Genomic DNA, 12,179 nt, shown 5'->3' with positions numbered 1-12,179 from the left:
CTCAATCCAGGTCGGTGTCGATGATGGCGTCGAACACCGCCTCCAGAAGGTCCTCGAGCCGATCGGCCCGTCGGCCGTTCAGGCCGCGGGCACCGACGACGCGTCGCATCAGGAGCACCCCGCTGATCACCGACAGCACCACATCGCCGCGAATGCGGCGTCCCGGCTCGGGCAGCCGTCCGGCCAGGCGTTTCCCCACATGGCGCTCGATCGCGTCGCGAACGATTTCGGCGCAGCGCGGATTCGAGGCCGACCGCAACATGATGAAGAACGGTTCCAGGCCATCGACACCCGGCTCGGAACGAGCGACCAGCGCAGCGGCGGAGCTCCGGGCCAGGGGGTCGACACCGGCGGCGATGAACACCGGCGGTGCGAACGAGACGTCGACCGCCTCTGCGAACAACCGTTCCTTGGTGCCGAAGTACCTGTTCACCATCATCGCGGTGACCCCGGCATCGCGGGCGATCTCGCGCACGCCGACACCGTCGTATCCCGCCCTCGCGAAATGCCGGATCGCCGAGTTCAGGATCGCCTCCCGAGTGGCGGCGGCGTCACGGGATCGCGCTGGAACAGTCGGCATCCCTCTACGTTAGGGAATTGAACCAGCCGAGTCTACGTATGTATACATACGCGAAGTCTACAACTGTAGATCGAAGGAGAATCGTCGTGGAGATGGGATTGACGGGAAAGCGGGCCCTGGTCACCGGCTCGAGTGCAGGCCTGGGCCGCGCCATTGCCGAAATGCTGGCGGCAGAGGGCGCTTCGGTGATCGTGCACGGCCGCGACCCGGACCGCACTCACACGGTCGCCGAACGCATCCGTGCGGACGGAGGGGATGCCACGGCCGTCCTCGGCGACCTGACGTCAGCCGCCGACTCGACGTCCGTGGCGGAGGCAGCAGGTGAGGTCGACATCCTCGTCAACAACGCAGGCTGCTACGACGGACTCTCCTGGCGGGAACTCACCGATGACCGGTGGTCGCAGATCTACCAGGTCAATGTCGTCTCCGGGGTGCGGATGATCGGCCACCTGGTGCCGGGTATGCGCACGCGCGGATGGGGCCGCGTCATTCAGATCGGTGGCGGGTTGGCGATACAACCGGCCGCCACGGCACCCCACTACAGCGCCACTCTTGCCGCGCGACACAACCTCACGGTCTCGCTCGCCCGCGAACTCGCGGGGACCGGGGTCACCGCCAACATCGTGGCGCCGGGGGCAATCCTCACCGACCCGGCGCGGGAGCTGACACTCAAGGCAGCCGAGGAGGCCGGCTGGGGTCCCGACTGGGACGACGTGGAACGAGCGGCGTCGAACTCTTGGTTTCCGAACGACATCGGACGCTTCGGCCGGCCCGAGGAGATCGCCGCAGCCGTCACCTTTCTCGCCAGTGAGCGCGCCGCCTACATCAGCGGTGCGGACATCCGCGTCGACGGCGGCACCGTCCGTGCCATCTCGTGAGCCGACACATTCGACAACGAAGGGATCTGTCATGACCACACCACCACTCGTCTTCCTCGTTTCGGGTGCCTCCCGCGGACTGGGGCGTGCCATCACCCGCGCGGCACTGGCTGCGGGGCACAGCGTCGTCGCCGGTGCGCGTACCGCCTCGGCTCTGGACGATCTCGCCGACGAGTATCCCGACACCCTCGCCGTCGTCCGACTCGACGTCACCGACGAGGATGACGTCCGCACCGCGACGGCGACGGCAGTCGAGCGATTCGGCAGGCTCGACGTGCTGGTCAACAATGCCGGCTACGCCAACATGGGGGCGATCGAGGATGTCGACTTCGAGGACTTCCGAACCCAGATCGACACGAACTTCTTCGGAGTGGTGCGTCTGACTCGAGCGGCGTTGCCCATCATGCGCACTCAGCGCAGTGGTCACATCGTGCAGATCTCCTCGGTGGGCGGCCGAGTCGTCCGGCCCGGCCTGGCCGCCTACCAGTCGGCCAAGTGGGCAGTCACCGGGTTCTCCGGCGTGCTCGCGAAGGAGGTGGCCCCGCTCGGCATCAAGGTCACCGTTCTGGAGCCCGGCGGCATGCGGACCGACTGGGCGGGCGCCTCCATGCACGTCGACACCATCCGCGACGAGTACGCGTCGACCGTCGGTGCCGCTGCCGCCGTGAGCAGTTCGACGAACATCGGCGCCAGTGACCCGGTCAAAGTCGCCGCGCTCGTGCTGCAGATCGTCGACACGGCCGAACCGCCCGCCCGGCTCCTGGTCGGCCCGGACGCCTACCGATACGCCACAGCCGCCGGACGGGAACTCCTTGCGGCCGACGAGAAATCGAAGGCACTCAGCATCTCCACCGCCGCCGACGACATCACGGCCGACCAGGCGGACCCCCTTGGCCACGACAACCGCCATGGGCGGGCGCGATGACCGAACTCCGCACATACACCTTGGCCGACGCAGCCGCGTTGCGCCGCTACACCACGATCTTCTGGCCCCGCCACATCCACACCTTGCGCAGGTACGGCATCGTCGTTCACGGCGTCTGGACAGACACCGCCGCGGACGGTTGCCGAGTCGTGGCGCTCGTCGGCTATCCGCCCGGCGAGGACCCGACACGACTTGCAGAGGATTACCGGGCCAGTCGAGATTATGCCGAGGACCATGCCGAGTTCGCCGTCTCGTCGATCATCTCTGAGCAGACGGTGACACTCGAACCGATCGCGGCGTCGCCACTCAGATAACGATGTGACACTTCTGAAGGCGAGTGTAACGCCTCGTATAGGCTGGCCGCCGGCGGACCGCGCGAGGAAGGCATCTCCATTGGGCATCGTGACCACCAGTTCCGAGACACTGTTCACCCAGCCGGCCGAAGCGGTGTACGACTTCGTCACCGATCCGGCCAACTGGGCCAGGACCTATCCGGGCGGGCCGCGGATCAGCGGTGTCCCCGACGAGCTGCCCCTGCGGGTCGGTGACACGTGGCAGGAGGCCCACCCGACGCACGACCGCGTGTTCACGTGGCAACTGGCCGTCGCCGCGCGCCCGCGGGTCTGGGTGTTCCACTCCGTCGGCCGCCTGGGAGCCGGCGGTGACGGCGACGGCGGCCTCGAGGGCCGGATGGCCGTCGAGTACCGCTTCACCCGACCGGCGCCGGACACGACGCTGTTCACCCGCACCATGACGATCGAGGCGTATCGCGACGCGCCGTTGTCGGACAACTTCTTCCGCATCGTCAACCCGGCGCACATCGACGCCTATCACGCGGCCGTCGCGCGCGAGCTCGCCGGTTAGCCGGCGCGCAGGCCGAGGCCGGGCGATCGGCCCCGGATCAGGTCGGCGGCCCTCTCACCGATCATGATCGTCGCGACGTTGGTGTTGACCGACGGGATCTTCGGCATCACCGAGGCGTCGGCCACCCGCAGCCCGGTCAGCCCGTGCACCCGCAGGTCCGTATCCACCACCGCCTCGGGGCCGGTGCCCATCGCGCAGCTGCCGACGGGGTGGTAGTACGTGCTGGTGGCGTCACGCACGTAGGCGCGTAACGCCGCCGCATCGCGGACCGCAGGCCCGGGCAGCACCTCGCGGGCCCGCCAGGGCGCGAACGCTGGGCCCGTTGCGATGTCGCGCGCCACCTCCATCCCGTGCATCAGCCGGCGCACGTCGGACTCCGCGCCGAGGTAGTTCGGGTCGATCAACGGTGGAACAGCCGGATCCGCACTCGCGATGCGGATCGAGCCGCGGGCGTCGGGCACCGTGGCGACGGCGAAGGTGTAGCTGTTCGCCGGGGCGGCCAGGTGCGGCGGATGGAACGGCACGTGGATGAACATCAGCTGCATGTCCGGTCCGCCCAGCGACGCGTCGCTGCGCCACAGCATCGACGTCTCGGCATGGTTGGTCCGGCCGGCGGGAATCGGCCGCGCCGCCTCGTGAACGACCGGGCACAGCGGGTGGTCGTGCAGGTTGCGACCGACCCCGGGCAGGTCGTGCACGACGCGGACGCCGACGGATTCGAGTTCGGCGGCGGCGCCGACGCCGGACAGCAGCAGCAGCCGTGGAGAGTCGACGGCGCCGGCGCTGATCACCACCTCGGCGTCGGCGTGTGCGATCATGCGTCGGCCGCGCCGCACAAAATCGACTCCCGTGCAACGATGTCCGCCGAAGTGCAGCGTGAGTGCGCGCGACGAGGTGGCGACGGTCAGATTCGGTCTGCTCAGCACCGGATGCAGGTAGGCCGCCGCGGTGCTCTGCCGGGTCCCGCCGGCGATCGACAGGTCGTGCCAGCCCGCGCCCTCGGCGTCGGCGTCGTTCATGTCGGCGGTGAGCGGGAACCCGGCGGCCGCCGCACCGTCGAGGAACACCTGGGACAGTGGGTTGGCGTCTGCGGCCGCGGCGGGCGCCGGCGACAGCGGCCCGTCGGTTCCGCGGTGGTGCGGATCCCGGCCGCCGACGGTCTCCATCCGGCGGAAGTAGGGCAGCACCGAATCGTGGTCCCAGCCCGTGCACCCGGATTTCGCCCAGCTGTCGAAGTCGTTCGGGTGCCCACGCAGGTACACCATCGCGTTGATGCTGCCGCTGCCGCCGAGTGTGTGCCCGCGTGGCCAGTCATGTTCCCGCCCGGCGGTGCCCGGCTGTGCGACGGTGCGGTACGCGTAGTCCACGTCGGTGCCCCACAACGCCGGCCACGCCGGCGGCGCGGCGATCTCGGGCCTGGTGTCGCCGGATCCGGATTCGAGCAGCAGCACCCGGGCGGCGGGGTCCTCGCTGAGCCGGGCGGCGATCACGCAGCCGGCGGACCCGCCGCCGATCACCACGTAGTCGAACCGGCCATCGCCGTCGACGCCTGCGACGTCCATCGGGTTCCTCTCATCTGTGGTCGGTTCAACCGCGTTGTGCGGCAGGCGATCAGCGGGTGGTAGCGGTCGCGGCCTGCTCGATCAGGTCGGCGACGGCGTCGGGCCGGGAGACGGTGACCGCGTGGGACGCCTCGATGTCCACGCTGTGGGCCTTCGCGCGCTCGCCCATGAACCGCATGGAGGCGGCGGGGATGGCGAGGTCCTGGGTGGTCACCATGTTCCAGGACGGGATCGTCTTCCAGGCCGCCGCCGTGGCGGGCTCCTCCAGTGCGGCCGTGGTGATCGGCCGCTGGGTGGCCGCCATCCGGACGGCGACGTCCTGCGGGACGTCGGCGGCGAAGACCCGCTGGAACTCGTCCTGCTTGATGTAGCTGTCGACGCCGGTCCCCCCGCCGGGTCCGGGGACGGTCACGGTGTGCAGGGCGGGGCCGAGTTCGCCTCCGGGGTACTTTGCGGCCAGTTGGCCCGTGCTCTCCCCGGGTTCCAGCAGGAAGCTGGCGACGAACACCAGCGCCTTGACGTTCGGGCTGCCGTCGGCGGCCTCGCTCATGACCGAGCCGCCGTAGGAGTGGCCGGCCAGCACCACGGGGCCGGGAACGCTGTCCAGCACGCTGCGGACGTACTGGGCGTCCGAGCGCAGGCCCCGTAACGGATTGGCGGCGGCGATCACCGGATAGCCTGCGCCCTCGAGGATGTCGATCACACCGTTCCAGCTCGACGAGTCGGCGAAGGCGCCGTGCACCAGCACCACCGTCGGCTTGTCCCCCGCCGGGGACTGCTCGGCCGCCGTGATCTCGGCTGCGCGTTGCTCGTCCGACGGGCTGCCGCACCCCGCTGCGAGAGTCGCCAGCGCCACCGCTGCGGTCATCGTGGTGAAGAACGTCCTTCTCATCATCTCTCCTCACGTGACGACCCATCGGCCGCCGTCGGTTGATATGCAATATATTGCGTTTTGGATGGCGTTCTGTCAAGCGCTACATCCCACGGCGCGGCCTCCGTGCCCGCGCCCGCGTCCGGCTCATTGCTCGGCAGGGAAATCCGCTCCACGAGAGAGCGATTCGAGATCCCGGATCTCAGCCAGCGACGCCTCCAAGGTGCTGACCGCGGCGTCGAAGCCCTCGCTGCCGAGCACCAGCCGCCGGGGAGGTGCGTCCTGAGCCATGGCGTCGATCACCGCGCGGACTCCGCGCCGGGGGTCTCCCGGCTGGGCGCCGTCCCGGCCGATCATCGCGGCCCGCACCTCGTCGACCATCAGCCGGTAGGCATCGACGGCCTCCCGGTTGGGCTCGTCGGCGAAGCCGGCGTAGGCACGCGTGCGGAACGCCCCCGGTTCCACCGCCATCACCCGGATGCCGAACGGCGCCACCTCGTCCCGGAGCACCTCGGTGACTGCCTCGACGGCGAACTTGGATGCGCTGTAGTGGCCGAACCCGGTCACCCCCGTCAACCCCGCCACCGACGACATGTTGACGATCCATCCGCTGCCCCTGGCGCGCATGCCGGGAAGCACTGCTCGGATGACCGAGAGCACCGCGAAGAAGTTGAGCTCGAACATCTTTCGCACGTCGCCGTCGGCCATCCCTTCGATGGACCCGAACCAGCCGCGGCCGGCGTTGTTGACCAGCACGTCGATGCCGCCGAATCGTTCTTCGGCCGCACGCACCGCGTCGCGGACCTGCTCGGTGTCCGTGACGTCCAGTGACACGACGAGGACGCGGTCGCCGTAGGCCCGTGCCCACTCGTCCAGCTCCGCGGGCCGCCGCGCGGTCAGCACCACACGGTCCCCCAGGTCGAGTGCCGCCTCCGCGAACGCCATGCCGAATCCGCCCGGAGTTCCACCGGTGATGAACCATCGCTTCGTAGCCATGGCTCAGGGCTCGATCGTCAGTCGGCTGATGGATCCGCCGTCCAGCGTGAAGCGGTAGTGCAGATCGGCCGATCCGCCCGGGAAGTCCCCTTCCAGGTGCTGGACGACGTCGACACCCGCGGCGGTCGCGGTGGCGCCGCGGTACTCGGTGGTGTACGTGTATTCGCTGCCCGCGCTGGTCAGCCAGTTCCCCACCGCCGCACGGGTCCGGTAGGTGTGCCCCTCGTCGGTGACGACGGCGTCGGTGGTGAACGTGGCGAGAGCCGTGGCCGCGTCTCCGTCTCGATGAGCGGTGAGGTAGGCGGCGACCGCCGCCGGCAGGTCGTTCCGCGCGATGTCCGGGTGGTCGGTGCTGTGTTGTGTCATGACCTCACCGTGAGGTCTCCCCCAAGGGGAGAGTCAAGCACCTCGCCGCGACCAGCGGGCGGTGTTGACTCTCCCCCAGGGGGAGGCCGTAGAAATTACGGATGGCCACCACCCTGTCGATCGGCGACTTCTCCCGGATGACGCAGTTGTCGGTCAAGACGCTGCGGCACTACCACGAGGTGGGCCTGCTCGAACCCGCCCAGGTGGACCCCTTCACCGGGTACCGGATCTACTCGCCCGAGCAGGTGCCGACCGCTGCGGTCGTGCGACGGCTCCGAGACCTGGGCATGCCCATCGCCGACGTGCGTGCGGTGCTCAATTCCGCACCGCCGGAACGCAACGCGATGATCGGCGCCCACCTGCGACGGCTCGAGGACCAGCTGGCCGAGACCCGCAGCGCGGTGGAGTCGCTGCGGGCGATCCTGGACCGGCCCGCCGAGGCGACCCGGATCGAGCACCGCAGTGTGGCCGCGACACCGGCCGCCGCGATCACGGTGACCACCGATCTCGAGGAACTGCTGCCGTGGTGGCAGGGCGCCGTCGCGGAGGTGCGCGCGACGGTCGCCGCAGATCGCACGCTGACCCCGACCGGGGTGCCGGGGACCCTGTTCGGCTTCGACATCTTCGCGCAGGGCCGGGGCACGGCGACGGTGTTCATCCCGGTCGGCGGTGCCGTCCGTCCCGTCGGCCGGGTGCGGCCGGCGACCATCCCCGCCGCCGAACTGGCGGTCGTGCGTCACCACGGTGCGCACGACGACGTCGACCTCGCCTACAGCGCGCTCGGCGAGTACGCCACGCGTCACGAGATCAGCGTCGAAGCTCCGCTGCGGGAGTATTACGAGTGTTTCTCGTGGGACACCGAAGATCCCGGGCAGTGGTCGACCGACCTGTGCTGGCCGGTCTTCCGGGCCGATGCTTGAGCACGCAGCTCCGGAGCTCCTATGCGAACTCCTGCCGGTCGATCAGGAGTGACAGCGTCTCCCAGTTGCGCTGCGTCGCCTCCGCGGCGGCATCGGCGTCGCCCTGACGACACAGCTCGATGATCCTCTTGTGCTGCGCGATCGACTCCCTGCCGGACAGCGAGGAGAAGCGCAGGAATTCGAGTCGCCGCAGCACCGGGGTCACCTGCTCGAGCATCACCGGGATCGTCCGGTTCTGGCTGGCTTCCACGGCGATTCCGTGGAACTCGTCGTCGGCGCGAATGGCGGACTCCGCTTCACCGGCCGAGAACGCGGCGGCGAACTCCTTGTTCGCCTTCACCATCGCGGCGATCTCCCGCTTCCCCATCAGCGGGACGGCGATGCGCACCGCGAGCGCGTGCATCGCGGCGGCGACGGCCTGCGCATCGAGCAGCGACTTGCGTTCGATGGTCGCCACGACCGTCGAACGACCGGGCAGGGTGTGGACCAGCCCGGCGGTCTCCAACCGGGCGATCGCCTCCCGGATCGGGGTGCGGCTGATCCCCAGCCAAGCTTCGAGTTCGGGGTCGCGCAGCTTCTCGCCGGGGGCGAGCGTGCCGTTGACGATGGCGTCCCGCAGCGAGATGTAGGCGTTCTCCCGCAGCAGCGACCTCTTGTGCTTACCGACTTCGTCCGGGACCGGCATGCAATATATCGTATCTCACGACCGTTCCGCCGTGGACGGCTGACCAGAGGCGTCGCCGGTCGCGACGCCACATGTGAGGAGAGCGGATGCCCATCGAAGACTTCGAACGCCATCCCCTCACCTTCGGGCCCAGTCCCGTACATCCGTTGCCGAGGCTGAGCGCTCACCTCGGTGGCGCGCAGATCTGGGCCAAGCGCGAGGACGTCAATTCCGGTCTGGCCTACGGCGGGAACAAGACACGCAAGCTCGAGTACCTGATCCCCGACGCACTGAAACGCGGGGCCGACACGCTGGTGTCGATCGGTGGCGTCCAGTCCAACCACACCCGCCAGGTGGCCGCGGTCGCCGCGAAGCTGGGCCTGAAAGCCGTTCTCGTGCAGGAGAGGTGGGTGGACTGGCCGGACCCGGTGGCCGATGAGGTCGGCAACATCCTGCTGTCCCGCATCATGGGCGCCGACGTCCGGCTCGACCCGGCCGGCTTCGGAATCGAGTTCAAGGACAGCTGGCGCAACGCGATCGACGACGTCGAACGCGCAGGCGGGATCCCGTACGCCATCCCCGCCGGTGCCTCCGATCACGAGTTGGGCGGCCTGGGCTTCGCGAACTGGGCATACGAGGTGCAACGACAGGAGGAGCAGCTCGGGGTGTTCTTCGACACCATCGTGGTCTGCAGCGTCACGGGTTCCACCCAGGCCGGGATGATCGCCGGCTTCGCGGGCCAGGACCGGCCGCGCCGGGTGATCGGCATCGACGCGTCCGCGAAGGTGGAGCAGACGCGCGAGCAGGTCGGGCGGATCGCGCACAGAACCGCCGAGCTGATCGGACTGGGGCGTTCCCTGCGCGACGAGGAGACCACAGTCCTCGAAGGCTGGGCAGGCGACTACTACGGCATCCCGGTCGCGTCGACGGTGGACGCCATCAGGCTGACCGGCCGGCTGGAGGGCGTCATCCTGGATCCGGTGTACGAGGGCAAGTCGATGGCGGCGTTGATCGACCTCGTCACATCAGGTGACATCCCGCCGGACTCCACGGTGTTGTACGCCCACCTGGGGGGTCAACCCGCGCTGAACGCCTACCGCGGCGCCTTCTGACATTCGAAGGCGCGCCTCAGCGCATCGCCCTGCAACGCGAACAGCCGGGTACTGAGCTCCCAGTCGGGAAGCAGGGAGTCGAACCCGTGGCAGGTGCCGGGGTACACGTGCAGCTCGGTCGCCACACCGGCCCGCAGCAGCCGGGCGGCGTAGTCGATCGCCTCGTCGCGCAGCGGATCGAGTTCCGAGCAGGTGATCAGGGCGGGGGCGACACCGCTCAGGTCGGCGGTGCGCGCGGGCACCGCGTCCGGCGGCGCCGACCCGGCCGCCACGTACCGCCACATGAGATCGACCGCCGCGCTGTCGAATCCGGGTGTGGTGGCGAATTTCCGCCGCGACGGTGTCATCCGGTCGTCGAGCACCGGCTGGTGCAGCAGCTGAAACAGCACCGAAGGCGCATCGCCGCGTGCGGCGCGCTGCGCCAGTCCCGCCGCGAGCGCACCGCCGGCGCTGCTGCCCGCGACCGCCACCCGGGCCGGATCCAGGTGCAGCGCCGCCGCATTCGTGACGGCCCAGCGCAGCACCGCCATCGCGTCGGAGAACGCGGCGGGATGCGGGTGCTCGGGCGCGAGCCGGTAGTCCACCGACAGCACGGCGCAACGCCCCCGGCGTGCGAGTTCGACACACTGCCGGTGGTCGGTGTCGAGGTTGCCCAGCACGAACGCACCGGAATGCAGGTAGACCACCGCGGGCGCCGGCGACCCGCCACTGCGGTACACCCGTACCGGAATCGACCGGCCCCCTCCGGCCGGGACGGACTCCTCGCCGACGTCCACCCCCGCGGTGTCGACCGCTTGCGCCGAGGTCCGGCGGCGTTCGTCGAGCGACGACCGCACCGCATCGAGCACGCCGGGCGACAGGTCGGTGCGGGCGCCGGCCAGGTGCCGCAGCGCGGGGTGGAGCCGGTGTCCGATGCCCGGTTCGGGGGTCATCGCCGTCAGCGGGTGGCCACCGGGTGCGCCTGCACCGCGATGTCAGGCCGGCCCACCGGCGCGTCGAAGGTGTAGTCGGCGGGCGTGAACCGGCGCGTCATCCTCCAGAACACCCCCGCGCTGCGTGGCCACTGCGTCACCACCCGGCCGTTGGCGGCTCGGAAGTAGTTGCTGCAGCGCGTGGTCCACACCGTCCCGGCCATCCACCGGTCGATCCTGGCGATGAAGTCCACCATCGCCTGCGGGCGGACCGCGACGTAGGTGCGCCGGCGGCGGCGCAGGTGACGCAGCACCCGCACGATGTAGCGGGCCTGCGCCTCCAGCATGAAGATGACACTGTTGGAGCCCACATTGGTGTTCGGCCCGTACAGCATGAAGAAGTTCGGGAACCCCGGCACCGCCATGCCCAGATACGCATACGCGCCGTCGCGCCACGTGTCGCGCAGAGCGACGCCGCCCTCCCCCACGACCTCGATCTGGCCCAGGTAGTCGGCCGCCGCGTAGCCGGTCGCACACACCACGACGTCGACGTCGAGTTCGGTGCCGTCGGCGGTCACCAGCGACCGTGCCCGCAGTGCGCGCGCCGGGCTGGACACCACGCGGACGTGCGGCCGGGTCAGGGTCTGCAGGTAGTCGGTGGCGAACACCAGCCGCTTGCAGCCGAACGGGTGCTGCGGTGTGAGCTGCTCGCGCAACCGCTCGTCGGCCACCGTCTTCTCGAGCACCGTGGACGCGACGTCCCGGAATTCGCGGGTCTTGTCGCTGCCGTGCTCGATCACCGCGATGTTCGACTCGCTGCGCAGCCACAGCCGGGTGCGGTACAGCCGCTTCGCGAACGGGATGTGCGCGAACGCCCACCGCTCGCGCGCGGTGTAGGGCCGGTCGGGCTTGGGCAGGATCCAGGTCGCCGAGCGCTGCACGGAGTAGACGGAGCGCGCCACCTTCGCCACCTCGGGGATGAGCTGCGCCGCGGTCGATCCGGTGCCGAGGACGGCGACGTCGCGGCCGGCCAGGTCGACGGAGTGGTCCCAGCGCGCGGTGTGCATGACGATGCCGGTGAACGGTTCCTCTTCGACGAGGTCCGGCATCACCGGCTGGGTGAACAGTCCGATCGCCGAGACCACGACGTCGAAGTCGTGGTGCTCGCCGCCGGCCGTCGTCAGCCGCCACGACCGGCGGTCGGGATCCCAGCGCGCCGAGACGATCTCGGTCTGCAGCCGCAGATGCGGCTCGAGGGTGTGGCGGCGGGCGCAGTCCTCGAAGTAGGCGAGGATCTCGGGCTGACCCGACCAGAGCCTCGACCAGTGCGGGTTGAGGTCGAACGAGTAGGAGTACAGATGCGATTTCACATCGCAGGCCAGACCCGGGTAGGTGTTGATGCGCCAGGTGCCGCCGACGCCGTCCTCCCGGTCGAAGATGGTGAAGTCGCGGAAGCCGGCTTTGCGCAGCAGGATTCCCAGCGCGAGGCCGCCCGGGCCCGCGCCGATGATGCCCACGGACATGCTCATC

General features: G+C 69.7%; 14 protein-coding genes. 6 read left to right on the top strand and 8 right to left on the bottom strand.

Going from position 1 to position 12,179, the window contains the following annotated elements; all coding sequences use genetic code 11:
• Position 1 precedes the first annotated feature (1 nt).
• The gene (locus tag O6P37_RS24345; RefSeq protein ID WP_269896483.1) at positions 2–580 is read right to left on the bottom strand and encodes a TetR/AcrR family transcriptional regulator; all 579 of its coding nucleotides are present in this window, start codon (positions 578–580) and stop codon (positions 2–4) included.
• A 92-nt stretch (positions 581–672) separates the two neighbouring features.
• Here O6P37_RS24345 and O6P37_RS24340 point away from each other — a divergent pair, with 92 nt between their 5' ends.
• The 4 genes from O6P37_RS24340 (at position 673) to O6P37_RS24325 (ending at position 3,247) form a co-directional block, all read left to right on the top strand.
• Entirely contained in the window at positions 673–1,458 is a 786-nt protein-coding gene (locus O6P37_RS24340; RefSeq protein WP_269896540.1) for an SDR family NAD(P)-dependent oxidoreductase, read from the top strand.
• Positions 1,459–1,489: 31 nt separating this feature from the next.
• Positions 1,490–2,383 carry an SDR family NAD(P)-dependent oxidoreductase gene (locus O6P37_RS24335; RefSeq protein WP_269896482.1) on the top strand — a complete coding sequence of 298 codons (894 nt, stop codon included), beginning with the start codon at positions 1,490–1,492 and terminating at the stop codon, positions 2,381–2,383.
• A 20-nt stretch (positions 2,384–2,403) separates the two neighbouring features.
• On the top strand, positions 2,404–2,697 hold the full coding sequence (locus O6P37_RS24330; protein WP_269896481.1) for an NIPSNAP domain-containing protein: 294 nt from the start codon (positions 2,404–2,406) through the stop codon (positions 2,695–2,697).
• A gap of 79 nt (positions 2,698–2,776) precedes the next feature.
• Positions 2,777–3,247: an SRPBCC family protein gene (locus O6P37_RS24325; RefSeq protein ID WP_269896480.1), complete on the top strand. Its 471-nt coding sequence runs from the start codon at positions 2,777–2,779 to the stop codon at positions 3,245–3,247.
• Here the strand turns inward: O6P37_RS24325 and O6P37_RS24320 are convergent.
• From O6P37_RS24320 to O6P37_RS24305, 4 genes are all read right to left on the bottom strand, one after another.
• Complete coding sequence (locus O6P37_RS24320; RefSeq protein WP_269896479.1) at positions 3,244–4,809, bottom strand: GMC family oxidoreductase; 1,566 nt, start codon at positions 4,807–4,809, stop codon at positions 3,244–3,246. The two genes, O6P37_RS24325 and O6P37_RS24320, sit on opposite strands and share 4 nt — an antisense overlap.
• Before the next feature lie 49 nt (positions 4,810–4,858).
• Positions 4,859–5,701: an alpha/beta fold hydrolase gene (locus O6P37_RS24315; protein WP_269896478.1), complete on the bottom strand. Its 843-nt coding sequence runs from the start codon at positions 5,699–5,701 to the stop codon at positions 4,859–4,861.
• Between the two features lie 126 nt (positions 5,702–5,827).
• Positions 5,828–6,676 (bottom strand): SDR family NAD(P)-dependent oxidoreductase, encoded by an 849-nt coding sequence (locus tag O6P37_RS24310; RefSeq protein WP_269896477.1) that lies wholly within the window; start codon positions 6,674–6,676, stop codon positions 5,828–5,830.
• Between the two features lie 3 nt (positions 6,677–6,679).
• A complete protein-coding gene (locus tag O6P37_RS24305) occupies positions 6,680–7,042 on the bottom strand; it encodes a nuclear transport factor 2 family protein (protein ID WP_269896476.1) in 363 nt (120 codons plus the stop codon).
• A gap of 101 nt (positions 7,043–7,143) precedes the next feature.
• Between O6P37_RS24305 and O6P37_RS24300 the strand changes: the two genes are divergently transcribed.
• Complete coding sequence (locus O6P37_RS24300; protein ID WP_269896475.1) at positions 7,144–7,962, top strand: MerR family transcriptional regulator; 819 nt, start codon at positions 7,144–7,146, stop codon at positions 7,960–7,962.
• Positions 7,963–7,981: 19 nt separating this feature from the next.
• Here the strand turns inward: O6P37_RS24300 and O6P37_RS24295 are convergent, their stop codons facing one another.
• Complete coding sequence (locus tag O6P37_RS24295) at positions 7,982–8,647, bottom strand: GntR family transcriptional regulator (RefSeq protein ID WP_269896474.1); 666 nt, start codon at positions 8,645–8,647, stop codon at positions 7,982–7,984.
• A gap of 86 nt (positions 8,648–8,733) precedes the next feature.
• Between O6P37_RS24295 and O6P37_RS24290 the strand changes: the two genes are divergently transcribed.
• Positions 8,734–9,738 carry a 1-aminocyclopropane-1-carboxylate deaminase gene (locus O6P37_RS24290; protein WP_269896473.1) on the top strand — a complete coding sequence of 335 codons (1,005 nt, stop codon included), beginning with the start codon at positions 8,734–8,736 and terminating at the stop codon, positions 9,736–9,738.
• Here O6P37_RS24290 and O6P37_RS24285 read toward each other — a convergent pair.
• Positions 9,720–10,670, bottom strand: a complete 951-nt coding sequence (locus tag O6P37_RS24285) for an alpha/beta hydrolase (RefSeq protein ID WP_269896472.1) — start codon at positions 10,668–10,670, stop codon at positions 9,720–9,722. The two genes, O6P37_RS24290 and O6P37_RS24285, sit on opposite strands and share 19 nt — an antisense overlap.
• 5 nt (positions 10,671–10,675) lie before the next feature.
• On the bottom strand, positions 10,676–12,172 hold the full coding sequence (locus O6P37_RS24280) for a flavin-containing monooxygenase (protein ID WP_269896539.1): 1,497 nt from the start codon (positions 12,170–12,172) through the stop codon (positions 10,676–10,678).
• Positions 12,173–12,179 lie beyond the last annotated feature (7 nt).

The organism is Mycobacterium hippophais (assembly GCF_027529605.1).
Classification (GTDB): domain Bacteria; phylum Actinomycetota; class Actinomycetes; order Mycobacteriales; family Mycobacteriaceae; genus Mycobacterium; species Mycobacterium arseniciresistens.
Note: the sequence above shows the minus strand (reverse complement) of the source record. Positions and strands in the feature narration are given on the sequence as shown.